Here is a 22,571-nt window from a genome sequence, read left to right as displayed (position 1 = left end):
GCCCCGGTCGGACCGGCTCACCCGGCACTGAGGCCCCAGGGTGATGGCCTCAGCCCCGGTCGGACCGGCTCACCCGGCACTGAGGCCACGACCTCGGGCCGGCGCGGCTCCCGGAGTCGGCAGGTCCGAAACCGGCCGGAGCCGGGGCTGTCCGGCGCGGGGGCGTCCGGGGGCGGGACCGGCCGGAGCCGGACCTCGGGCGTCGGGACCGTTGGGCGTCCGGCCCCCACGGTCGAGGCCGCCCGGAACTGAGGTCCGGGCGGCCTCACCCTGAGGTGCGACGTGTACGTCAGGCCCGGAACCATCGATGACCTGGCTCGACGCCGGCGGCGTCCGGCTCTGTCAGACCGCCCGCCTAGACTCGACGGGGTCGGGAAGGACACCGACGGTGACATCGGGACGAGGCGCGGGCGCGCCCGGACGAGAGCGGGAGGGGTGGGTGGTATGGCGGTGCGGGAGCTGTCCGGCACGGAGACGGACCGTCTGCTGCGGCGTGCGGCCGTCTTCCTGCCCGCCGCCCTCCCGAGGGACGGACGGATCGCTTTCTGGGACCCCGAGGACACCGGCTGGGACCCGGCGGACCACCTGAGCGGCACGGGGGGAGCGGATGCCGGGGAGTCCCCCGGTGGTGACGGTCCGGTCGTGGAGGAGATCGCCGTCGTCCGCGGCCATGGCGCACAAGGGGTCAAGTGCAGCCGGGTGCCCGCCCTGCTGGTGCCGGTCGTGGACGCCGTGCCGCTGCTCGCCGGGGCCCGGCATCTGCCTTCCGCGCACCCGTCCACCCGCTGCTGGGGAGCGGCGGCCCTGCACGCCCTGAACCTCGTGGCGCGCGGACGAATGCTGCCCGGGCTCACCCCCGAGGACCACGACGCCTGGCGGGCCGGCCCCCGCGACGCCACGGACGTGGCCCATCTGCGGGCCGTCGCCGCGGCCCTGCCGCCCGAGGGGTACGCCGTGCCGCTGCCCGACACGGCCCCGCTGCGCCTCGCCGATCCGGAGTTCCTCGTCGGAGCGTTCCTGGACGCGGTCGCCGACACCCTGCCCCGTACCCCCGCCGCCGCCTTCGCGTCCGGGTCGCCCTTCGCGGCCAGGGAGGCACAGCACCTTCCCGGCGTCGCCGCCTGGGCCGTCGAGGTCGCCGCGGGGCTGGACGCCGGCGTGCAGGTCTCGCTCCGGCTCGACCTGTCCGCCTTCGAGCTCTTCGACAGCGCCGACAGCCGCGCCCCCGACGGCGGGTCCGGCGGTCCCGACGACGCTGCCGTCCGGCACGCCGGGGCGGCCGTCGTCCAGGTGCACAGCCTCGCGGACCCCACCCGGGTCACCGACGCGGCAGCCCTCTGGGACGGCCTCGCGGGCGAGACGTTCGGGCCGCGCGCCCGGGTCGACACCGTGCTCGCGCTGCGCCGGGCTGCCCGGGCATGGGCGCCGCTCGAACGCCTGCTCGATCAGCCCGTGCCCGACGTGCTCGCCGTCACCGAGGACGAGCTGTACGAGCTGCTGGGTGCGGCCGGGGCCCGTCTCGCGGATCTCGGCGTCAGCCTCCACTGGCCGCGCGAGCTCGCCCGCTCGCTCACCGCGTCCGCCGTCGTCCGCCCCGCCCCGGGCTCGGCCACCGACGGGACCTCCTTCTTCGACGCGGAGCGCCTCTTCGCCTTCGACTGGCAGCTCTCCCTCGGCGACGAGCCGCTGACGGAGGCCGAGATGGACCGCCTCGCCGAATCGCACCGGCCGGTGGTGCGGCTGCGCGACCAGTGGGTGGTCGTCGACCCCGGCCTCGTCCGCAAGGCCCGCAAGCGGGAGCTGGGTCTCCTCGAACCCGTCGAAGCCCTCGCCGTCGCCCTCACCGGCAGCGCGGAGCTCGACGGCGAGCAGGTGGAGGCCGTACCGACCGGTGCCCTCGCCGCCCTGCGCGCCCGCATCCTCGACGAGGACACCGTCCTGGCGCCGCCTCCCGGTCTGCGGGCCACGCTCCGCGACTACCAACTGCGGGGTCTGACCTGGCTGGACCGGATGACCTCGCTCGGCCTCGGCGGCTGCCTCGCCGACGACATGGGCCTCGGCAAGACGATCACCCTGATCGCGCTGCACCTCCACCGCGCCCACCCGGCACCGACCCTGGTGGTCTGCCCCGCCTCGCTGCTCGGCAACTGGCACCGGGAGATCAACCGTTTCGCCCCCGGGGTGCCCGTCCGCCGCTTCCACGGCGCGGACCGCACCCTGCCCGGCGAGGAGGCCGGATTCGTGCTGACCACCTACGGCACGATGCGCTCCGGCGCGGAGCAGCTGGCCGGACACGGCTGGGGCCTGGTCGTCGCCGACGAGGCGCAGCACGTCAAGAACCCGCACTCCTCGACGGCCAAGGCACTGCGGACCATCCCCGCCCCCGCCCGTGTCGCGCTGACCGGCACTCCGGTGGAGAACAACCTCTCCGAGCTGTGGGCACTCCTCGACTGGACCACCCCGGGGCTGCTCGGTTCCCTCAAGGCGTTCCGTTCCCGGCACGCGCGTGCCGCGGAGAACACCGGTACGGCGGCGGGTCTGGGCAACGACGAAGCCGTCGAACGCCTCGCCCGGCTGGTCCGCCCCTTCCTGCTGCGCCGCAAGAAGTCCGACCCCGGTATCGCTCCCGAACTCCCGCCCAAGACGGAGACCGACCACCCCGTCTCCCTCACCCGGGAGCAGGCCACGCTCTACGAGGCGGCGGTCCGCGAGACCATGGCGCGGATCGAGGCCTCGGAGGGGATCGCCCGGCGCGGCCTGATCATGAAGCTGCTCGGCTCGCTCAAGCAGATCTGCAACCACCCGGCCCAGTATCTGAAGGAAGCCGCCCCGCGCCTGGACGGCCGTTCCGGCAAGCTCGCCCTCCTCGACGAACTGCTCGACACCATCCTGTCCGAGGACGGGTCCGTGCTGATCTTCACCCAGTACGTCTCGATGGCCCGGCTGCTCTCCGACCACCTCGCCGCCCGTGCAGTCCCCTCCCAGCTGCTGCACGGCGGCACCCCGGTGGCCGAGCGCGAACGCATGGTGGACCGTTTCCAGCAGGGTGAGGTCCCCGTCTTCCTGCTCTCCCTCAAGGCCGCCGGCACCGGCCTCAACCTCACCCGCGCCGCCCACGTCGTGCACTACGACCGCTGGTGGAACCCGGCGGTCGAGGAACAGGCCACCGACCGTGCGTACCGCATCGGACAGACGCAGCCCGTGCAGGTGCACCGACTGATCGCCGAGGGCACCGTCGAGGACCGCATCGGCGAACTGCTGGAGTCCAAGCGCGCTCTGGCCGACGCGGTGCTGGGCGACAGCGGCGAGAGCGCGCTGACCGAACTCAGCGACCGCGACCTCGCCGACCTCGTCGCCCTCCGGAGGCCCGCGTGAGCCCCGGCCCCGGCGCCCGTAACCCCGGTGCCCGCACCCCGAACGCGCGTACCGCCGGCGCCCGCAGCCTCGGCGTCCGTGCACCGGTGGCGCAGGCCGGGGGCCGCGCGCCCGCCGCCCGGCCGGGGCCGGACGGCCTGCGCCGCACCTTCGAGGCAGTCCCCGCCCGTACGTCCGCCGAAGGCGAGCCCTTCGCGGACAGCTGGTGGGGTCGCGCCTGGGTGGCCGCGCTGGAAGGGCTCTCGCTGGACGAGGGCCGCCTCGCCCGCGGCCGCGCGTACGCCGACTCGGGGCACGTCGCCGCGATCACCGTCACCCCCGGCCGGGTCGTCGCGTACGTGCACGGCAGCAGGCCCCGCCCGTACCGCGCCGAGATCCGCCTCCGCGTCTTCACCGAGAGCGGCTGGGACACCCTGCTGGACGCCGTGGCCGCCCGCCCCGGACACTTCTCCGCGCTGCTGGCCAGGACCATGCCGCACGCCCTGGTCGACACCGCCGAAGGCGCCGGGGTCAGGCTGCTCCCGGCCGTCGACGACCTCGACCCGACCTGCTCGTGCCCCGACCGTGCGCTGCCCTGCAAACACGTCGCGGCACTCTGCTACCAGACGGCCCGTCTGCTGGACACCGATCCCTTCGTCCTGCTGCTCCTGCGCGGACGCGGTGAACGCGAACTCCTGGACGAGCTCGCCCGGCGCAACGCCGAGCACGCCGCCCGTGAGCGCCCCGAGGCTCCCGAAGCCCCCTCCGTGCCCGCCCGGGAGGCGCTCGCCGAGCGCTACCTGCCGCCGCTGCCGCCCTCGCTGCCCGTGCCCGCTCTCCCCGGCAGGCCGCCCGCCTACCCCGAACTGCCCGGTGCCCGCGATCCGCTGGCCCTGGACCAGCTGGCCACCGACGCGGCGGCCCGCGCCCACGCGATCCTCACCACCGGCCGCGACCCGCTCGCCGGACTGAGTGCCTGGCAGGATGCCGTGCGGCTGGCTGCCGCCGGACCCACCGCCGGGCTCACCGCCACCTCCCGGGCCCTCTACCGCGAACTCGCCCACGCCACCGGGCGCAACACCACGGACCTCGCCCGTGCCGTGGCCGCCTGGCGGCAGGGCGGCGCTGAGGGCCTCGCCGTGCTGGAAACCCCCTGGGACCCCCCGGCCGGCCCGTTCGACCGGGCCCGCCCGGGCCTGGCGGCCGCCGACTTCCCCCGCTTCCAGCCCTGGCGCAACCACCTCACCCACCCCGGCGGCACACTCCAGCTCCGCTTCGGCCGGGACAACCTCTGGTACGGCTACGAGGCCGACTCCGGCAGCGAGGACTGGTGGCCCCGCGCCATGCCGGGCACCGACCCGGTGGGCGTGCTGCTGGCGCTGCTCGGCCACTGAGCGGGCGAGCGGCGGTACTTGGCGTCAGGGCGGGCGAAAAACCTCTGGAGGAACACCTGTTGCCGCTGCTAACTTCCGTGGCGTGGCGAAACTCAATCAGATCATCGCGGTGGAGAAGGGCGTCAAGTCCAAGGCCCACCAGGACCTCACCGCCGCTCATCACGGCCTCCAGAAGCCCGGGTTGCTGGCCGGGCTCTCCCGTACGTACCAGCCGAAGGACGAGGAGGGCGAGCAGTTGCCGCCCGAGTCGACGCTGGTACAGATCAAGGCCGAGGACGTGCTGCGGGACACCGCCGCCGCGCTGACCCGCCTCTTCGACGTGACCGCCACCAAGGACCGGGCTAACTGCGCGGCCCGCGCGGACGTCACGATCGACGGCCGTGTGATCGTCGCGGACGCCCCGGTCTCCTACCTCCTCTTCCTGGAGAAGCAGCTCACCGACATCGGCACCTTCGTCCGCAAGCTGCCGGTTCTCGACGCCTCCGAGGCGTGGACGCAGGACCCGTCGACCGACTCGTGGAAGACCGAGCCGGTGCGTACCCTCCGTACGAAGAAGGTGCCCCGCAACCACGTCAAGGCGGAGGCGACGGAGAAGCACCCGGCGCAGGTCGAGGTGTACTACGAGGACGTGCCGATCGGTTACTGGACGACGGTGAAGTTCTCCGGCGCCCTCCCCGCCCGCCGGGTGCGGGAGCTGACGGAGCGGGTGGAGAAGCTCCAGCAGGCCGTCAAGTACGCCCGCGAGGAGGCCAACGCGGCCGAGGTCGTCGACCAGCGGGTGGGTGACGCGGTATTCGGTTACCTCTTCGGGTGACCGATCATGGATTCCCCGGCCACAGAGCACTACGGTCGGGGTGCGCGAGGAGCGCAAGCTGAAACTGAGGCTTGTCGTGACGGACGCGGTTCCAGTGGAGGTTCGAGTCCTCCCTCCGGCACTTTCGGATCGTGTCCCCGCCCTGCGGCGGGGCGGGCCCGGAACGCACCATCTCCCCGCCGGAGTGGCCCAACAGGCAGAGGCAGACCGCGATCAATCTCAGACTCTTGCTCCAGACTCAGCATGGGCCGCCGATCGCCGGATCGACCGGTCCAGGGCCCAGCGGCGTCGAAATGCCAGTTCGAATCTGGCCCGCAGAGCTCGATCTGCGGTGGTCCAAAGGCAGGACGCGACGACATCACGACTGACCCTGGTCCTTAAACGTGCCGGCGTGCGACGAAGGCGGCACCCACAGGGCCCGGAGGCCGGCTACGCCTCCGGGCCCGCTCCCGTTCTCCGGGACTCCGCTCTCTCCGGCCGCTCGCGGTTCGCCGTTCCCCCGCGCGGCCTTACCGGTGGCGTCCCGCCGGTACGCGGCGCGTGCCCCGGCGTGCCCGCCATCGGCGTAATCCCACCCGGTGCCGTGAAGGCACGAGGAAGCTGACCGGGTGAGTGACGAGCGGGCGCGGACGGAGGGCGCCGGGGGCGCCGGGGGCGCGGACCGGCTGACCGCCCTGTCCGACGGGATCTTCGCGATCGCCATGACCCTGCTGGTGCTGGACATCAAGGTGCCCCCGGGCCTGGACGACGCCGGCTTCCACGACGCGCTGCGCGACGCGCTCCCGGACCTCGGCGCCTACGGCTTGAGTTTCGTCATCCTCGCGGGCTTCTGGCGCGACCACCGGCGCATCGTCCCGCTGGTGCCCCGGTTCGAAGGGCCGCCGCTCCGGTTCGCGCTCGTCTGGCTCGGCACCATCGCCTTCCTCCCCTTCCCTACCTCCATGCTCTCCGAGTACGCCTCCGAGCCGCTCGCGGTCGCCGTCTACGCGGGCACCGTCGCCGCCACCAACCTGCTGGAGCTGGGAGTGCTCCTGACGGGCCGTACCGGATCGGGGAGGGCCGATCCGTCGGTGCGCGACACCGTCCGGTCGGTCTCCACGGACCTCTGGACGACGGCGCTGGTCTTCGGCGCGTCCGTCCCCATCGCCTTCGCCGCACGTCCGGTCGCGGCGATCTGGTTCTGGCTGGCCGTAATCCCGCTCAGAGGTCTGGTGCGCCGCACCCGCGCCTCCTGAGCGGCGGGATGCGCGGGCGGAACGCGACGGGGTGGGCGCTCACTGCCGGTATCCCTCCAGGAACCGCCCGATGCGGCTGATCGCGGCGTCGAGGTCGTCGGCGTACGGCAGTGTCAGGATGCGGAAGTGGTCGGGCCGGGGCCAGTTGAAGCCGGTGCCCTGCACCACCTGGATCTTCTCCCGCAGCAGCAGGTCGAGCACGAACCGCTCGTCGTCGACGATCCGGTGCACCTTCGGGTCGATCCGGGGGAACGCGTAGAGCGCCCCCTTCGGTTTCACGCAGGACACCCCGGGGATCTCGTTCAGCTTCTGCCAGGCGCGGTCGCGCTGCTCGTGCAGCCTGCCGCCCGGGGCGACGAGTTCGCGGATGGTCTGCCGGCCGCCGAGCGCGGCCTGGATGGCGTACTGCGCGGGGGCGTTGGCGCACAGCCGCATGGAGGCCAGCGTGGTGAGGCCTTCGAGATAGCCGCGCGCGTGCTCCTGCGGACCGGAGACCACCAGCCACCCCGAGCGGAACCCGGCGACCCGGTACGTCTTCGACAGACCGCTGAAGGTGAGGGTGAGCAGGTCCGGGGCGAGGGACGCGACCGGGTGGTGCACGGCGTCGTCGTAGAGGATCTGGTCGTAGATCTCGTCGGCGTAGACGAGCAGCCCGTTCCGGCGGGCCAGGTCGAGGATGCCCTCCAGGGTCTCCTTCGAATAGACCGCGCCGGTGGGGTTGTTGGGGTTGATGATCACCACGGCCCTGGTGCGGTCGGTGATCTTCGAGGCCATGTCGGCGAGGTCCGGGTTCCAGTCCGCCTGCTCGTCGCAGGTGTAGTGGACGGCCTTGCCGCCGGCGAGGGTGATCACCGCCGTCCAGAGCGGGTAGTCCGGGCTCGGTACGAGCACCTCGTCGCCGTCCTCCAGGAACGCCTGGACGGCCATGGAGATCAGCTCGGACACGCCGTTGCCGAGGAAGATGTCGTCCACGTCGACGTCCGGCAGCCCCATCGCCTGGTAGCGCTGGGCGACCGCGCGGCGGGCCGACAGGATGCCGCGCGAGTCGGTGTAGCCGTGGGCCTGGGGGAGCATCCGGATCATGTCCTGGACGATCTCCTCGGGCGCCTCGAAGCCGAACAGCGCGGGGTTGCCGGTGTTGAGGCGGAGCACGCTGTGGCCCGCCTCCTCCAACGCGTTCGCCTGCTCGATGACCGGGCCGCGGATCTCGTAACAGACCTCGTCGAGCTTGCTGGACTGCCGGAACTCCATGCGGTTCCTCCCCTGCCGATTGCGATACTTGGTTTTACCAAGCCCGACCTTGGAAAGTCCAACAACATGTCTAGACTGCGTCGTATGCCACGTCAGCAGCAGCCAGCAGCGCGCCCCGTACGCCGACGCAGTTACGACCAGTTCTGCGCCACCGCCCGAGCCCTGGACTCCGTCGGGGACCGGTGGACCCTGCTGATCGTCCGTGAACTCCTGGCAGGGCCGCGCCGCTACACCGACCTGCACGCGGACCTGCCGGGCGTCAGTACGGACGTCCTCGCCTCCCGCCTCAAGGACATGGAGCAGGGCGGTCTCGCGCTGCGCCGCAAGCTGCCGCCCCCGGCCGCCGCCTCGGTCTACGAACTCACCGCCCGGGGCCGGGAACTGCTGCCCGTCCTCACCGCACTCGCCCAGTGGGGCGCGCCCGCTCTGGAGGAACGCCGTCCCACCGACGCCGTCCGCGCCCACTGGTTCGCCCTCCCGCTGCGCCGCTCCCTGGCCACGACCGCCCACTCCGGCGTAGTCGAAGTGCATCTGGACGAGGGTGAGTTCCACGTACGCACGGGCTCCGTACCGCCCGGCGAGGAGGTCTACGGCTACGGCGCCGCTCCCCGCGCCGATGCCCGCGTCGTCCTGGACGCCGAACTCTGCCTGGCCATGGGCCGCGACGAGGTCACCTTCGCGCAGGCGGTGAAGGACGGCCGGATCGAGGTGCGCGGCGAGAGCCTGCTCGCCGCGGAACTGCGCGGGGAGTGACCGGCCGCCGGTCCACGGCCACGGGTGCCGGTGGATGATGAACGGGTGCGACTCGAAGCGATCACCTGGGACCGGTTGGCCGAGGCGCTAGCCGCGCACGCGGACGGGCTGGTCCCGGAAGGCGGCGGCCCGTGGCTCAGGATCGGCGTCGACGGCGCCCCCGCTGCCGGTACCGGCCCCCTGGCCGACCGCCTCGCCCGGGCCCTGCGTCTGCGTGGCCGTGCCGTACTCGTCGTCCCCACCGAGGGATTCCTGCGTCCGGCGAGCCTGCGGTACGAGTACGGCAGGCGGGACCCCGACTCGTACGCCCAGGGCTGGTTCGACACCGGGGCGCTGTGGCGCGAGGTGTTCGGGCCGCTGGAGCCGGGCGGTACCGGACGCGTCCTGCCGGACCTGTGGGACCCGTCCACCGACCGGGCCACCCGCAGCCCGTACCACCGGCTGCCCGAGGGCGGAGTGCTGGTGCTGCACGGGCCGCTGCTGCTCGGGCAGTGGTACCCGTTCGACCTCGCGGTCCATCTGCGGCTCTCGCCGGGCGCGTTGCTGCGGCGAACGGACGCGGAGGCGCGCTGGACCCTGCCCGCTTTCGCGCGGTACGAGGAGGAGACCGCCCCTGCCGACCACGCCGACGCCGTCGTCCGCGCTGACGACCCCCGCCACCCGGCATGGACGGGTCTTCGCGAGAAGGAGTGACGCCCCGGGCCGTACTCGCCGCAGGCGCGGGCGGGCGGCCGGGTCGGAACACCGGCCGGGGTCAGAACAGGGGCTGGGGCAGCACGCCCTCCAGCTCCAGCAGCCGCCGCTTCGTCTCCAGCCCGCCGCCGAATCCTCCGAGCCCGCCGCCGCTCTCCACCACCCGGTGGCACGGCACGACGACCGGCAGCGGATTGGCCCCCATGGCCGCACCGACCGCCTGCGCCCCGTCCGGCCGCCCCACCCGCGCGGCGAGCTCGCCGTACCCGACGACCGAGCCGTACGGAACACCGGTGGCGAGTTCCTGGAGGACGCGGCGGTGGAAGCCCGAGGTCAACGACCAGTCCAGCGGGAGATCGAACGTCCGCAGCGAGCCGTCGAAATAGGCGTCGAACAGACGGGCCGCCGCGGCGAGCACGTCGGAACCGCCGTCTTCGACCGGCTCCGCGCCGAGTCTCTCGCGCAGCATCGCCCGTGTCCCCTCACGCACCGGGGGCTGCGCGTGGAAGGTCACGGAGACCAGGCCGGTGCCCGTCGCGGCGAGCATCAGGGGTCCGACGGGGCTCGCCACGACGGACCACTCCACAGGGCCTGCGCCATTCGTCATACCGACACCGTAGAGCCGGCCACCGACACCCACGCCCACCGACGGACACCGGCGCCCGGCACCGCCCCCGTGGGAAGCGCGGTCAGCGGTGCGCGTGACGTCGCAGGAGTGTGACGGTCACCCTCACCCGGGGGAGAAGTGGTGAGGACTGGATCATGCGCGGCATTTTCTCCACCACTCCAGTTTTCGGGCGATAAAATGCCGCCCTTGTGTTCGCTTGCCGGGGCTTCCGGTTTCCGGCGGAACTCCGGGCACTCCGGAGCCCCGCCGGGACCCGTGTGTCCCGATCCTTCGACCGAGCGGGACCCGTCCGCGACCAGCGGCTTCCCCACCGGACGGCGGACTTCATGGGCCCCGGCCCGTCCGCCGGCCGGCAGAGCACCACCAGCACCGCGTTTTCCTGAAGGGCGTATCCAGCATGCAGGGCACAGTCGACGGCTTTTCCTACGGTCTCGTGACTCCGGTCGTGGCTTTCCTCATGGCCTGCCTCGGTGCCGCGCTGGGGCTGCGCTGCACCGTCCGGTCCGTCCGTTCCGCAGGGTCGGATCCGGCCCGCCGCCCGCACCGGGCCGGATGGCTCGCGCTCGGCGCGACCTCCATCGGCTCCGGCATCTGGACCATGCACTTCATCGCGATGATGGGGTTCCGCATCGACGACGCGGCGATCACGTACGACCTGCCGCTGATGTTCGCGAGCCTCGCCGTGGCGATCGTCATGGTCGGTATCGGCATCTTCATCGTGGGTTACCGGGGCGCGACCCGGCTGGCGCTGGTCACCGGCGGCCCCATCACCGGCCTCGGGATCGCCTCCATGCACTACCTCGGCATGGCGGCCATGGCGTTCCGCGGACGGTTCGCGTACTCGACGGCCACCGTTACCCTCTCCGTCGTCATCGCCGTGGTCGCCGCCACCGTGGCGCTCTGGGCGGCCGTCTCCCTCCGCGGCTTCCTGCCGAGCCTGGGGGCCGCCGTCGTCATGGGCGCCGCCGTGTGCGGGATGCACTACACCGGCATGGCCGCGCTCCGGGTCCATCTCCACCCCGGTGCCACAGGCGTGACCGGGGGCGAGACGGTCGGCTCGATCCTGGTCCCCCTCCTCGTCGGACCCCTCGCCTTCCTGCTCCTCGCGGGGGTGATCGTGCTGTTCGACCCGCTGGCCGTGGCAGGCGACCAGGGCCGGAACGGCACATCCGGCCGGACCGGCACGGCCGCCCGCGGCATCCCGGGCCAGCGGTCCGACTCCGCCGGGACGCCGGCGTTCGACACTGCCCGCAGGCCTCCCTGCCGCTGACCGGCCGCCGTTGTCAGTGTCGGGTCGTACGGTGGATGCATGCGGCCCGTTTCGAAGATCGAACGTTCGGTGGCGCCTTTCGAGGTCGTCAGTCCCTACCAGCCCAGCGGCGACCAGCCGACGGCCATCGCCGAGCTCGACAAGCGCATCCGGGCAGGTGAGAAGGATGTCGTCCTGCTCGGCGCGACCGGTACCGGTAAATCGGCGACCACTGCCTGGATGATCGAGAAGCTTCAGCGGCCGACCCTCGTCATGGCACCCAACAAGACGCTGGCGGCCCAGCTGGCCAACGAGTTCCGCGAACTGCTGCCCAACAACGCGGTCGAGTACTTCGTCTCGTACTACGACTACTACCAGCCCGAGGCGTACGTCCCGCAGTCGGACACCTACATCGAGAAGGACTCCTCGATCAACGAGGAGGTCGAGCGACTGCGCCACTCCGCGACGAACTCCCTGCTCACCCGGCGGGACGTCGTCGTGGTCGCGTCCGTCTCCTGCATCTACGGCCTCGGTACCCCGCAGGAGTACGTCGACCGCATGATCCAGCTCAAGGTCGGTGACGAGGTCGACCGTGACCAGCTGCTGCGCCGGTTCGTCGAGATCCAGTACACCCGCAACGACCTCGCCTTCACCCGTGGCACCTTCCGGGTGCGCGGCGACACGATCGAGATCTTCCCGGTCTACGAGGAGCTCGCCGTCCGCATCGAGATGTTCGGCGACGAGATCGAGGCTCTCTCCACCCTCCACCCGCTCACCGGCGAGGTGATCAGCGAGGACACCTCTCTGCACGTCTTCCCCGCCACCCACTACGTCGCCGGCCCCGAGCGCATGGAGAAGGCGATCACCGGCATCGAGCAAGAGCTGGAGGAGCGGCTGGCCTCCATGGAGAAGCAGGGCAAGATGCTGGAGGCCCAGCGCCTGCGCATGCGCACCACCTACGACATCGAGATGCTCCGCCAGATCGGCACCTGCTCCGGCGTGGAGAACTACTCGATGCACTTCGACGGCCGCTCGCCCGGCACCGCCCCGAACACGCTCCTCGACTACTTCCCCGAGGACTTCCTGCTGGTGCTCGACGAGTCCCACGTCACGGTGCCGCAGATCGGCGCGATGTACGAGGGCGACGCCTCCCGTAAGCGCACCCTCGTCGACCACGGGTTCCGGCTGCCGTCCGCCCTGGACAACCGGCCCCTGAAGTGGGAGGAGTTCCAGGAGCGGATCGGGCAGACCGTCTACCTCTCCGCCACCCCGGGAAACTACGAGCTCTCGCGCGGCGACGGCTTCGTCGAGCAGATCATCCGCCCGACCGGGCTGGTCGACCCGGAGATCGTGGTCAAGCCCACCGAAGGCCAGATCGACGACCTCGTCCACGAGATCCGTCTCCGCACCGAACGTGACGAGCGAGTCCTCGTCACCACCCTCACCAAGAAGATGTCCGAGGACCTCACCGACTACTTCCTCGAACTCGGCATCCAGGTCAGGTACCTCCACAGCGACGTCGACACCCTGCGCCGCATCGAACTGCTGCGCGAACTGCGGTCCGGTGAGTACGACGTCCTGGTCGGCATCAACCTCCTGCGCGAGGGCCTCGACCTGCCGGAGGTCTCGCTGGTCGCGATCCTCGACGCCGACAAGCAGGGGTTCCTACGCTCCGCCACCTCGCTGATCCAGACCATCGGACGCGCGGCGCGCAACGTCTCCGGCCAGGTCCACATGTACGCCGACAAGGTCACGCCCGCGATGGAGCGGGCCATCGACGAGACCAACCGGCGCCGCGAGAAGCAGATCGCCTACAACACCGAGCGCGGCATCGACCCGCAGCCGCTGCGCAAGAAGATCAACGACATCGTCGCCTCCATCGCCCGCGAGGAAGTCGACACCGAGCAGCTCCTCGGGACCGGCTACCGGCAGACCAAGGGGGCCAAGGCCCCGGTGCCGACGCTCGGCGGCAAGGCGAGCAAGGCGGGGGAGGCCAAGGCGGACGCGGGGAAGGCCCGCGCCAGGGGCGCCGTGACCAGCGACCGTCCCGCCGAGGAGCTCTCGGGAATCATCGAGGAGATGACCGAGCGGATGCGGGCCGCAGCCGCCGACCTCCAGTTCGAGGTCGCCGCACGCCTGCGCGACGAGGTGGGTGAGCTGAAGAAGGAGCTGCGGCAGATGAAGGAGGCGGGGATCGCCTGACACACGGGGTGCGCCTGGACCATGACGCCCCCGGCCGGCGTCCTGTGTTGCAAGAACGACACAGAACGCCCCGGATCGGTATCGGCCGCGGGTGTCATGCGTAGGGTCGGGGGAACCCGCAAACACGGACTGTTGCGGAGCACGACGCGGAGCGACGCGGAGAGGGGACAACGCGTGACGGTCAACATGACCAAGGGTCAGGCGATCAGCCTGCAGAAGCAGGACGGGGGAACCCTGACCGCGGTGCGGATGGGGCTCGGGTGGCAGGCGGCACCGCGCCGCGGCTTCTTCGGATCGCGCACCCGCGAGATCGACCTGGACGCCTCGGCGGTCCTGTTCGCCGACAAGCAGCCGGTGGACGTGGTGTTCTTCCGGCACCTCGTCAGCGACGACGGCTCGGTCAAGCACACCGGCGACAACCTCGTCGGCGGCGCCGGATCGGGCGGCGACGACGAGGCGATCCTGGTGGACCTGGCGAGGGTGCCGGTCCACATCGACCAGATCGTCTTCACGGTGAACAGCTTCACCGGGCAGACGTTCCAGGAGGTGCAGAACGCCTTCTGCCGCATCGTCGACGAGACCAACGGCCAGGAGCTGGCGCGTTACACCCTCGACGGCGGCGGCCAGTACACCGCCCAGATCATGGCGAAGGTGCACCGTGCCGGTGCCGGCTGGCAGATGACCGCCCTCGGCAACCCGGCCAACGGCCGCACCTTCCAGGACCTGATGCCGGCGATCCTGCCGCACCTCTGACGGCCACCCGCCCGCACCCGTCCCGCCCAGCGCGGGACGGGTGCCGGCGGGACCGGACAGACCTCGGGCCCGACGGCCCACGCGACTCCCGGAGGCTTCCGCCGCCGGGAGTTGCGCGTACCCCGGGACGCACCCCGGCGGAACACACTCATCGCACGCTCACGCACCGACACGGTCAGGCAGCAAGGGGACAGGGCAGATGACGGCCGAACTCGTCCGGGGGCAGAACCATCCGCTGCCCTCGACCCGTCTGGAAGTCCGGGTGTCAGCGGGCTCCCCGGTCGTGGCCGGAGCCACCCTCGCCGACGAGCAGGGCACCGTACGGGGTGCCGCATGGGTCGCCCACCCCGGAGCGCCCCGGCTGCCCGGCATCGAAGTGCCCCGGCAGGCCGCCTCCGAGCACCGGCTCGACCTGGATCTCGACTCCCTGCCCGGGGAGGTGCACCGCGTCACCGTGCTGCTGGCCCTTCCCCGGACGCCCGGCGCCCCCACCGGCTTCGGTGCGGTGGCCGCGCCCTTCGTGTCGGTCACCGGGCCCGAGGGCACCGGGATCGCCGGCTTCACCCTCACCGGGCTGGACACCGAGTCCGCCGTCGGCGCTCTGGAGTTCTACCGCCGCGCCGGCGCCTGGAAGGTGCGGGCCGTCGGGCAGGGCTACTTCTCCGGGCTCGCGGGCATGCTCTTTGACCAAGGGCTGAGCGGGGCGGCGGAGCTGGCCGCCGCGATCCTCGATGCGGCGGGCGGACCTCTCGTTCCGGCCCCACAGGGACCTCCCGCGACGCAAGGCGGAGCCGTGGTGGCCGGCACCGAAGACGTGGCGGACGCGGTGGTGGCCGGCACCGAAGACGTGGCGGACGCGGTGGTGGCCGGCACCGAAGACGTGGCGGACGCGGTGGTGGTCCCGGCCGGCGGGCGGATCGACTACGCGCACCCGCGCCGCCGGCCCGCCCCCGCCCCGTCCACGCCGACCGCCCCGGCCTTCCCGCCGGCCACGGTCGGCTCTCCCGGCACCCCTCCGGCCGCCCCGTCCGGCCCCGCCGCGCCGGTGGCCGGGGACGCCGCCGGGCACTCCATGGACGAGCGGCTCTACAACCAGGTCTGGGGCATGTTCGAGGACCTGGCCCGCAGCGCCGCCGCCTACCGGGGCGCCGTCGGCTTCGCCCAGTCGCGGCTGGAGGAGGAGCTCGACCGTCTCCTGTCCGACCCGCGCAACCGCATCGGCGGGGCGGGGGACACTGCGCGCGAGGCGGCACGGGCGAAGCACGACGAGTTGGTCGCCCGTGCCCGGGAGGCGCTCGACCGGGACCTCGCGCAGCTGGTGGCCGAGTCCGAGGTGGTGGAGCCCGCGCTCCCCGCCCCCTGCGCCGGCTGGGACAAGCCCGTCTGGCATGCCCACCGGGCCGTGTCCGGCGAGCCCTGGGCCCTGCGGCTCGGCGACGTGCATCTGCCCGAACGCCCGGAGCTGCGCATTCCCCTGCTCGTACGGCTCCCGCTGGAGCGCGGCCTGTGGATCGACTCGGGGCGGATCGACTCGGGAGCGGACATGGTGCTGGACGGCGCGGAGCTGAAGCGCCTCGCACTCGAGAGCGCCGTCGCCCACGCGGTACGGCTGCTCGCCGCGTACCCGGCGGGAGAGATGTCGGTGCAGGTCATCGACCCGGCGGGGGCCGGGGCCGCCGCCCTCGCGCCGCTGATCCGTGCCGGAGTGCTCTCCGGGCCGCCGGCCTCGGGGGCCGCCGGGGTGGAGGCCGCCCTCGACCGGCTCACCCGACGCGTCGACCTGGTCCAGATGGCGGTCCGGGCCGGCGCCGCCGACGCGCTGCCGCCGGATCTCGACCCGGCCGGACAACTGCTCGTCGTCAACGACTTCCCGCACGGATTCGACGACCGCGCGGTCACCCGGCTGCGCTACCTCGCCGACGAGGGCCCCTCGGTCGGCGTGCATCTGCTGCTGGTCGCGGACCAGGAGGACGCGTCCGCGTACGGGCCGGTCCTCGCACCGTTCTGGCGCGGGCTCCTCCGGCTCACCCCGCTTGCGGGCGATCATCTCGCCGACCCCTGGGTCCGTCACGTGTGGACGTACGAGCCCCCGAAGGTGCCGCAGGGCAGCCGGGTCCTGGAACGGGTGCTCGCCGCCGTGGCCGAGGCGCGACGGGCGCGGGGGCTCTGACGCCCTGGGGGGCCCGCGGACCGACCGCTGCGAGGGCGGCGGGGCGTGCGCGGTCGGCCGGCGCGGGGAGGTACGTACGGCGCTAACGCAGTAAGACCGCCGGGACCAGGGTCTTTTGATTCTTCTTTGCCATCCTCTTTACCTTTTCTTGGTTATACCTGTACCGTTTCTTGGACGGAGGGGAGTATTCCCACACGTGGCGTTCCCGTCAGTACGGACTGTGACCGGTCCCGGGGCGCCGGCCCGGCGTACATCCCGTACGCCCGGGTGGAAGAGACCTCCGGCAGCGACGACGCTGATCAGTAGCCGTAGCGAACTGCCGGAGGCGCAGTGGACGTTTCATGGACCCTCTGGGTGCTGACCATTCTCGGTCTGGCAGCCCTCATCGCCGTCGACTTCTTCATCGGGCGCAAGCCCCATGACGTGTCGACCAAGGAAGCCGGAATCTGGACGGTCGTCTGGATCACTCTGGCGGCACTCTTCGGCCTGGGCCTGCTGGTCTTCGGCAACAGCCAGGCCTCGGGCGAGTTCTTCGCCGGCTTCATCACCGAGAAATCGCTGAGCGTCGACAACCTCTTCGTCTTCGTCCTGATCATGGCGAAGTTCTCGGTGCCCTCCCAGCTCCAGCAGCGGGTGCTGCTGGTCGGTGTGCTCATCGCCCTGGTGCTCCGGGCGATCTTCATCGCGGCCGGCGCAGCCGTCATCGCCAACTTCTCCTGGGTCTTCTACATCTTCGGCGCGTTCCTGATCTACACGGCATGGAAGCTGATCCAGGAGGCGCGGGCCGACGAGGACGAGGAGGAGTTCGAGGAGAACCGGCTGCTCAAGTCCATCGAGCACCGTTTCGGCGTCGCCGACCGGTACCACGGCACCAAGCTCTTCATCCGGAACAACGGCAAGCGCGTCATGACCCCGCTGATGGTCGTCATGCTCGCGATCGGAACGACCGACGTGCTGTTCGCCCTCGACTCCATCCCGGCGATCTTCGGCCTGACCCAGGACCCGTACATCGTCTTCACGGCCAACGCCTTCGCGCTGATGGGGCTGCGCCAGCTGTACTTCCTCATCGGCGGGCTGCTGAAGAAGCTGGTCCACCTCAGCTACGGACTCTCGGTGATCCTCGGCTTCATCGGCGTCAAACTGGTGCTGCACGCGCTGCACGAGTCGGGTGTGCACGTCCCGGAGATCTCGATCCCGCTCTCGCTCTCCGTCATCTGCGGCGTGCTGGTGATCACCACCATCACCAGCCTGATCGCGGGCCGGAAGCAGGCGGCGGCCGAGGCGGCCGAGGCGGGTTCCGTGCCGGAGTCCGCGTCCGAGGCCGAGTCCCGCAAGGGCAGCAGCAGCGTCGGCGGCTGAGCCGTACGGCACCTCCGCCGCCACGACGAGGGGCGCCCTGCCACCGTGTTCCGGTGGTGGGGCGCCCCTCGGTCGTGTTCTGCAAGCGGCGTCGTCCGCCCGCCGGACGGGACTTTCACCACACGGCATGGAGTGGTGGCGGCCGGGTGCCGGGTCTCACCAGCCCCGGGCGCGCCACTGGGGGAGCTGTCCGCGCTCGTCGCCGAGCGTGGTGTCGTGGCCGTGGCCCGGGTAGACCCAGGTCTCGTCGGGGAGCTGGTCGAAGAGCTTGGTCTCCACGTCGTGGAGCAGGCTCGCGAAGGCCTCGGGGTCCTTGCGGGTGTTGCCGATGCCGCCGGGGAAGAGGCAGTCGCCGGTGAAGAGGTGCGGAGCCCCGTGCGGGTCGTCGTAGACCAGCGCGATGGAGCCCGGGGTGTGACCGACCAGGTGGCGGGCGGTCAGGGTGACCTCGCCGACCCGGATGGCGCCCCCGTCCTCCACGAGGACGTCGGTCGCGACGGGGATGCCCTCGGCGTCGTACCGTCCGGCGTACGTGACGGCGCCGGTGGCGGCCACCACCTCGGCCAGCGCCTGCCAGTGGTCACCGTGCTGGTGCGTGGTGACCACCGAGGCGATGCCGTCCTCGCCGATGAGCCGCAGCAGGGTGTCCGCCTCGTTGGCGGCGTCGATGAGGAGCTGCTCGCCGGTGGCCCGGCAGCGCAGCAGGTAGGCGTTGTTGTTCATCGGGCCGACCGCGACCTTCGAGATCATCAGGCCGGTCAGCTCGTGCACGTCCGCGGGTCCGCCGACCCGCACCGCTCCGCTGTAGGTCATGGGCGGCAGCCTATAGCGGCGGCAGTACGGGGAGGGGGCCGCCCTCCACGGTCAGGGCCGAGCCGTCGCGGCGGCCCGAGAGCCAGCCCAGCAGCTCCGGAGCCGGTCCGCCGACACCGGTCACGGGCCCCTCCTTGCCGCCGCCCGTGGTCCAGGCGCGGCCGTCGTCGGCTCGGATCGAGGTGGAGACCACCTGCGGGTGGCGTCCGAAGCGCTCCGTCAGGAAGTCGATCTCCCGGACCACGAAAGGCTCCGGCAGGTCCTCCAGCTCGTACCCCGTACCGAGGTCCACGTGGTGCAGCTCGACCTCGGCCCAGCGCCGGAAGGGGAGGTGGAAGGCGGAGTCCGTCACGCCGCCCCGCAGTTCCACGGTGCGTGACCAGTCGGCGGGGACGGCGGCCTCGGCGAGGAACCGCTCGCCGCTCGTGCGCAGGTCGTCCAGGTGCTCGGCGAGCGAACGGGGCGCTCCGGCCTCGATGTCGCGGTCCCGGATTTCGCCGCTCGCGTACATCGGGAGTCCGCGGAGAACATTTCGGAGCGCGTCGGCGTTACGTGACAGGTGGGCCAGAACATGGCCCCGGGTCCAACCGGGCAGTCGGGACGGTTCGGGGACAGTGGATTTGTCCCATAAGGCGGCTGCGGCAAGCAGGCGTTCCGTTGCTCCGCGTACAGATTCCAGGTCGCGCACATGATCGCTCATGCGACCGAGCGTAGCTCTGCCACTCGTTCGGGTGGAGGAGGTAATGACCGGCCGGAAATCGAATGTGCGTGCTATACGCTCGAAGTCGAAAGCTTTTCAACACCGCTGTGGCGCCCCCCATACCCTGGATCAGGGGGCTCAGTTCCCCCGTTTCTCTCAAGAAAGGTGCGGACCGGCGTGGCCGACCGTCTCATCGTCCGTGGCGCGCGCGAGCACAACCTGAAGAACGTCTCGCTCGACCTGCCCCGTGACTCCCTCATCGTCTTCACCGGGCTCTCCGGGTCGGGTAAGTCCTCCCTCGCGTTCGACACGATCTTCGCCGAGGGGCAGCGGCGCTACGTCGAGTCGCTCTCCTCGTACGCCCGGCAGTTCCTCGGCCAGATGGACAAGCCGGACGTCGACTTCATCGAAGGTCTCTCGCCCGCCGTCTCCATCGACCAGAAGTCGACCTCGCGCAACCCGCGCTCGACGGTCGGCACCATCACGGAGGTCTACGACTACCTCCGCCTGCTCTTCGCCCGCATCGGCAAGCCGCACTGCCCCGAGTGCCGGCGGCCGATCTCCCGGCAGTCCCCGCAGGCCATCGTGGACAAGGTCCTCGGCCTCCCCGAGGGAAGCCGCTTCCAGGTGCTCTCCCCGCTGGTCCGCGAGCGCAAGGGCGAGTTCGTCGACCTCTTCGCCGACCTCCAGACCAAGGGATACAGCCGTGCCCGGGTCGACGGCACCACCATCCAGCTCTCCGAGCCCCCCACGCTGAAGAAGCAGGAGAAGCACACCATCGAGGTGGTCATCGACCGCCTCACGGTGAAGGACAGTGCCAAGCGCCGACTGACCGACTCGGTGGAGACGGCCCTCGGCCTCTCCGGCGGCATGGTCGTGCTCGACTTCGTGGACCTCCCCGAGGACGATCCCGAGCGCGAGCGGATGTTCTCCGAGCACCTCTACTGCCCGTACGACGACCTCTCCTTCGAGGAGCTGGAGCCTCGCTCCTTCTCCTTCAACTCGCCCTTCGGCGCGTGCCCCGACTGCACCGGCATCGGCACCCGCATGGAGGTCGACGCCGAGCTGGTCGTCCCGGACGAGGAGAAGTCGCTCGACGAGGGGGCCATCCACCCCTGGTCGCACGGCCACACCAAGGAGTACTTCGGCCGCCTCATCGGCGCACTCGCCGAGGCCCTCGGCTTCCGCACGGACATCCCGTGGGCCGGTTTGCCGCAGCGCGCCAAGAAGGCCCTGCTCTACGGCCACAAGATCAAGACCGAGGTGCGCTACCGCAACCGCTACGGCCGCGAGCGCGCTTACACCACCCCGTCCTTCGAGGGTGCGGTCCAGTTCGTGAAGCGGCGGCACTCCGAGGCCGAGAGCGACTCCAGCCGGGAGCGCTTCGAGGGGTACATGCGCGAGGTGCCCTGCCCGACCTGCGAGGGCACCCGCCTCAAGCCGATCGTCCTCGCGGTCACGGTGATGGAGAAGTCCATCGCCGAGGTCGCCGCGATGTCGATCAGCGACTGCGCGGAATTCCTCGGGCGTCTCAAGCTCAACGCCCGCGACAAGAAGATCGCCGAGCGGGTCCTCAAGGAGGTCAACGAGCGGCTGAGGTTCCTCGTCGACGTGGGCCTCGACTACCTCTCGCTGAACCGCGCGGCCGGCACCCTGTCCGGTGGCGAGGCCCAGCGCATCCGCCTCGCCACCCAGATCGGCTCCGGCCTGGTCGGCGTGCTGTACGTGCTGGACGAGCCGTCCATCGGCCTGCACCAGCGCGACAACCACCGGCTGATCGAGACCCTGGTCAGGCTCCGCGACATGGGCAACACGCTCATCGTCGTGGAACACGACGAGGACACGATCAAGGTCGCGGACTGGGTCGTGGACATCGGCCCCGGAGCGGGGGAGCACGGCGGCAAGGTGGTCCACTCCGGATCGCTGAAGGAGCTGCTGGCCAACAAGCAGTCGATCACCGGCCAGTACCTCTCGGGCAAGCGGGAGATCACCGTCCCCGACGTCCGCCGCCCCGTGGACCCGAGCCGCCGGCTCACCGTGCACGGTGCCCGGGAGAACAACCTCCAGGACATCGACGTCTCCTTCCCTCTCGGCGTCCTCACGGCCGTCACCGGGGTCTCCGGCTCCGGTAAGTCCACCCTGGTCAACGACATCCTCTACACCCACCTGGCCCGGGAGCTCAACGGCGCCAAGTCGGTCCCCGGCCGGCACACCCGGGTGGACGGGGACGACCTCGTGGACAAGGTGGTCCACGTCGACCAGTCGCCCATCGGCCGGACCCCCCGGTCCAACCCGGCGACCTACACCGGAGTCTTCGACCACGTCCGCAGGCTCTTCGCGGAGACGATGGAGGCGAAGGTGCGCGGCTATCTGCCGGGCCGCTTCTCCTTCAACGTGAAGGGCGGGCGCTGCGAGAACTGCTCGGGCGACGGCACGATCAAGATCGAGATGAACTTCCTGCCCGACGTGTACGTGCCGTGCGAGGTCTGCCACGGAGCCCGGTACAACAGGGAGACGCTGGAGGTCCACTACAAGGGCAAGTCCATCGCCGAGGTGCTGGACATGCCGATCGAGGAGGGCCTGGAGTTCTTCGAGGCCGTCCCGACCATCGCGCGGCACCTGCGCACCCTCAACGAGGTCGGCCTCGGATACGTCCGGCTCGGGCAGTCCGCGCCGACGCTCTCCGGCGGTGAGGCGCAGCGCGTGAAGCTGGCGAGCGAGCTCCAGAAGCGCTCCACCGGCCGCACGGTCTACGTGCTGGACGAGCCGACCACCGGTCTGCACTTCGAGGACATCAGCAAGCTGATCAAGGTCCTCTCCGGGCTGGTCGACAAGGGCAACTCCGTCGTCGTCATCGAGCACAACCTCGATGTGATCAAGACGGCGGACTGGGTCATCGACATGGGCCCCGAGGGGGGCAACGGCGGCGGTCTGGTGGTCGCCGAGGGCACCCCGGAGGAGGTGGCGGCCGTGCCCGCCAGCCACACCGGGAAGTTCCTCCAGGACGTCCTGGACACCGACCGGATCAACGAGGCGGCGGTGCCCTCCGCGCGCAAGCCGGTGCGCAAGACCGCCGCCAAGAAGACGGTCGCCGCCAAGGCCGCTCCCGCCCGGCGGGCGGCCACCGCCACCACGGCGAAGCAGCCGGCCAAGAAGGCGACCCGCGCCCGCAAGGCCTGACGCGCTCCGGCCCGGACCGGCGG

General features: G+C 71.4%; 15 protein-coding genes and 1 pseudogene. 12 read left to right on the top strand and 4 right to left on the bottom strand.

Features of this window, described 5'->3' with window-relative positions:
• The first annotated feature begins 444 nt into the window (after window positions 1-444).
• The 4 genes and pseudogenes from ACFWEP_RS14610 to ACFWEP_RS14595 all read left to right on the top strand — a co-directional run bounded on the left by ACFWEP_RS14610 (window position 445) and on the right by ACFWEP_RS14595 (window position 6,797).
• Window positions 445-3,375, top strand: coding sequence for a DEAD/DEAH box helicase (locus ACFWEP_RS14610; RefSeq protein ID WP_387370023.1), 2,931 nt, complete (start codon window positions 445-447; stop codon window positions 3,373-3,375).
• A gap of 73 nt (window positions 3,376-3,448) precedes the next feature.
• A pseudogene (locus ACFWEP_RS14605) lies at window positions 3,449-4,748 on the top strand (SWIM zinc finger family protein); the annotation flags it as partial.
• An 82-nt stretch (window positions 4,749-4,830) separates the two neighbouring features.
• The gene (locus ACFWEP_RS14600; protein ID WP_387370021.1) at window positions 4,831-5,562 is read left to right on the top strand and encodes a hypothetical protein; all 732 of its coding nucleotides are present in this window, start codon (window positions 4,831-4,833) and stop codon (window positions 5,560-5,562) included.
• 608 nt (window positions 5,563-6,170) lie between these two features.
• Window positions 6,171-6,797: a TMEM175 family protein gene (locus tag ACFWEP_RS14595; RefSeq protein ID WP_387370019.1), complete on the top strand. Its 627-nt coding sequence runs from the start codon at window positions 6,171-6,173 to the stop codon at window positions 6,795-6,797.
• A 39-nt stretch (window positions 6,798-6,836) separates the two neighbouring features.
• On the opposite strand, the gene ACFWEP_RS14590 is transcribed toward ACFWEP_RS14595, so the two are convergent.
• Window positions 6,837-8,048, bottom strand: a complete 1,212-nt coding sequence (locus ACFWEP_RS14590) for a pyridoxal phosphate-dependent aminotransferase (RefSeq protein WP_387370017.1) — start codon at window positions 8,046-8,048, stop codon at window positions 6,837-6,839.
• Between the two features lie 84 nt (window positions 8,049-8,132).
• Between ACFWEP_RS14590 and ACFWEP_RS14585 the strand changes: the two genes are divergently transcribed.
• Both ACFWEP_RS14585 and ACFWEP_RS14580 read left to right on the top strand, forming a co-directional pair.
• Window positions 8,133-8,801 carry a winged helix-turn-helix transcriptional regulator gene (locus ACFWEP_RS14585; protein ID WP_387370015.1) on the top strand — a complete coding sequence of 223 codons (669 nt, stop codon included), beginning with the start codon at window positions 8,133-8,135 and terminating at the stop codon, window positions 8,799-8,801.
• Window positions 8,802-8,846: 45 nt separating this feature from the next.
• The gene (locus tag ACFWEP_RS14580; RefSeq protein ID WP_387370013.1) at window positions 8,847-9,494 is read left to right on the top strand and encodes a uridine kinase; all 648 of its coding nucleotides are present in this window, start codon (window positions 8,847-8,849) and stop codon (window positions 9,492-9,494) included.
• A gap of 61 nt (window positions 9,495-9,555) precedes the next feature.
• Here ACFWEP_RS14580 and ACFWEP_RS14575 read toward each other — a convergent pair whose 3' ends face one another.
• The gene (locus ACFWEP_RS14575; protein WP_387370011.1) at window positions 9,556-10,101 is read right to left on the bottom strand and encodes a methylated-DNA--[protein]-cysteine S-methyltransferase; all 546 of its coding nucleotides are present in this window, start codon (window positions 10,099-10,101) and stop codon (window positions 9,556-9,558) included.
• Between the two features lie 418 nt (window positions 10,102-10,519).
• Here ACFWEP_RS14575 and ACFWEP_RS14570 point away from each other — a divergent pair, with 418 nt between their 5' ends.
• From ACFWEP_RS14570 to ACFWEP_RS14550, 5 genes are all read left to right on the top strand, one after another.
• Window positions 10,520-11,392 carry an MHYT domain-containing protein gene (locus ACFWEP_RS14570; RefSeq protein ID WP_387370009.1) on the top strand — a complete coding sequence of 291 codons (873 nt, stop codon included), beginning with the start codon at window positions 10,520-10,522 and terminating at the stop codon, window positions 11,390-11,392.
• 39 nt (window positions 11,393-11,431) lie between these two features.
• A complete protein-coding gene (gene uvrB, locus ACFWEP_RS14565) occupies window positions 11,432-13,573 on the top strand; it encodes an excinuclease ABC subunit UvrB (protein ID WP_387370007.1) in 2,142 nt (713 codons plus the stop codon).
• 174 nt (window positions 13,574-13,747) lie between these two features.
• On the top strand, window positions 13,748-14,326 hold the full coding sequence (locus tag ACFWEP_RS14560; protein ID WP_328722300.1) for a TerD family protein: 579 nt from the start codon (window positions 13,748-13,750) through the stop codon (window positions 14,324-14,326).
• 199 nt (window positions 14,327-14,525) lie between these two features.
• Window positions 14,526-16,496, top strand: a complete 1,971-nt coding sequence (locus tag ACFWEP_RS14555) for a TerD family protein (protein ID WP_387370005.1) — start codon at window positions 14,526-14,528, stop codon at window positions 16,494-16,496.
• A gap of 330 nt (window positions 16,497-16,826) precedes the next feature.
• Window positions 16,827-17,855, top strand: coding sequence for a TerC family protein (locus tag ACFWEP_RS14550; protein WP_387370003.1), 1,029 nt, complete (start codon window positions 16,827-16,829; stop codon window positions 17,853-17,855).
• A 156-nt stretch (window positions 17,856-18,011) separates the two neighbouring features.
• Here ACFWEP_RS14550 and ACFWEP_RS14545 read toward each other — a convergent pair whose 3' ends face one another.
• Window positions 18,012-18,668 (bottom strand): MBL fold metallo-hydrolase, encoded by a 657-nt coding sequence (locus ACFWEP_RS14545; protein ID WP_387370001.1) that lies wholly within the window; start codon window positions 18,666-18,668, stop codon window positions 18,012-18,014.
• A gap of 10 nt (window positions 18,669-18,678) precedes the next feature.
• Window positions 18,679-19,368, bottom strand: coding sequence for a maleylpyruvate isomerase family mycothiol-dependent enzyme (locus tag ACFWEP_RS14540; protein WP_387369999.1), 690 nt, complete (start codon window positions 19,366-19,368; stop codon window positions 18,679-18,681).
• A gap of 177 nt (window positions 19,369-19,545) precedes the next feature.
• On the opposite strand from ACFWEP_RS14540, the gene uvrA reads away from it, so the two are divergent.
• A complete protein-coding gene (gene uvrA, locus ACFWEP_RS14535; RefSeq protein ID WP_387369997.1) occupies window positions 19,546-22,548 on the top strand; it encodes an excinuclease ABC subunit UvrA in 3,003 nt (1,000 codons plus the stop codon).
• Window positions 22,549-22,571 lie beyond the last annotated feature (23 nt).

Origin of the sequence: Streptomyces sp. NPDC060198, assembly GCF_042728415.1 — a bacterium.
GTDB lineage: Bacteria > Actinomycetota > Actinomycetes > Streptomycetales > Streptomycetaceae > Streptomyces.
Note: the sequence above shows the minus strand (reverse complement) of the source record. Positions and strands in the feature narration are given on the sequence as shown.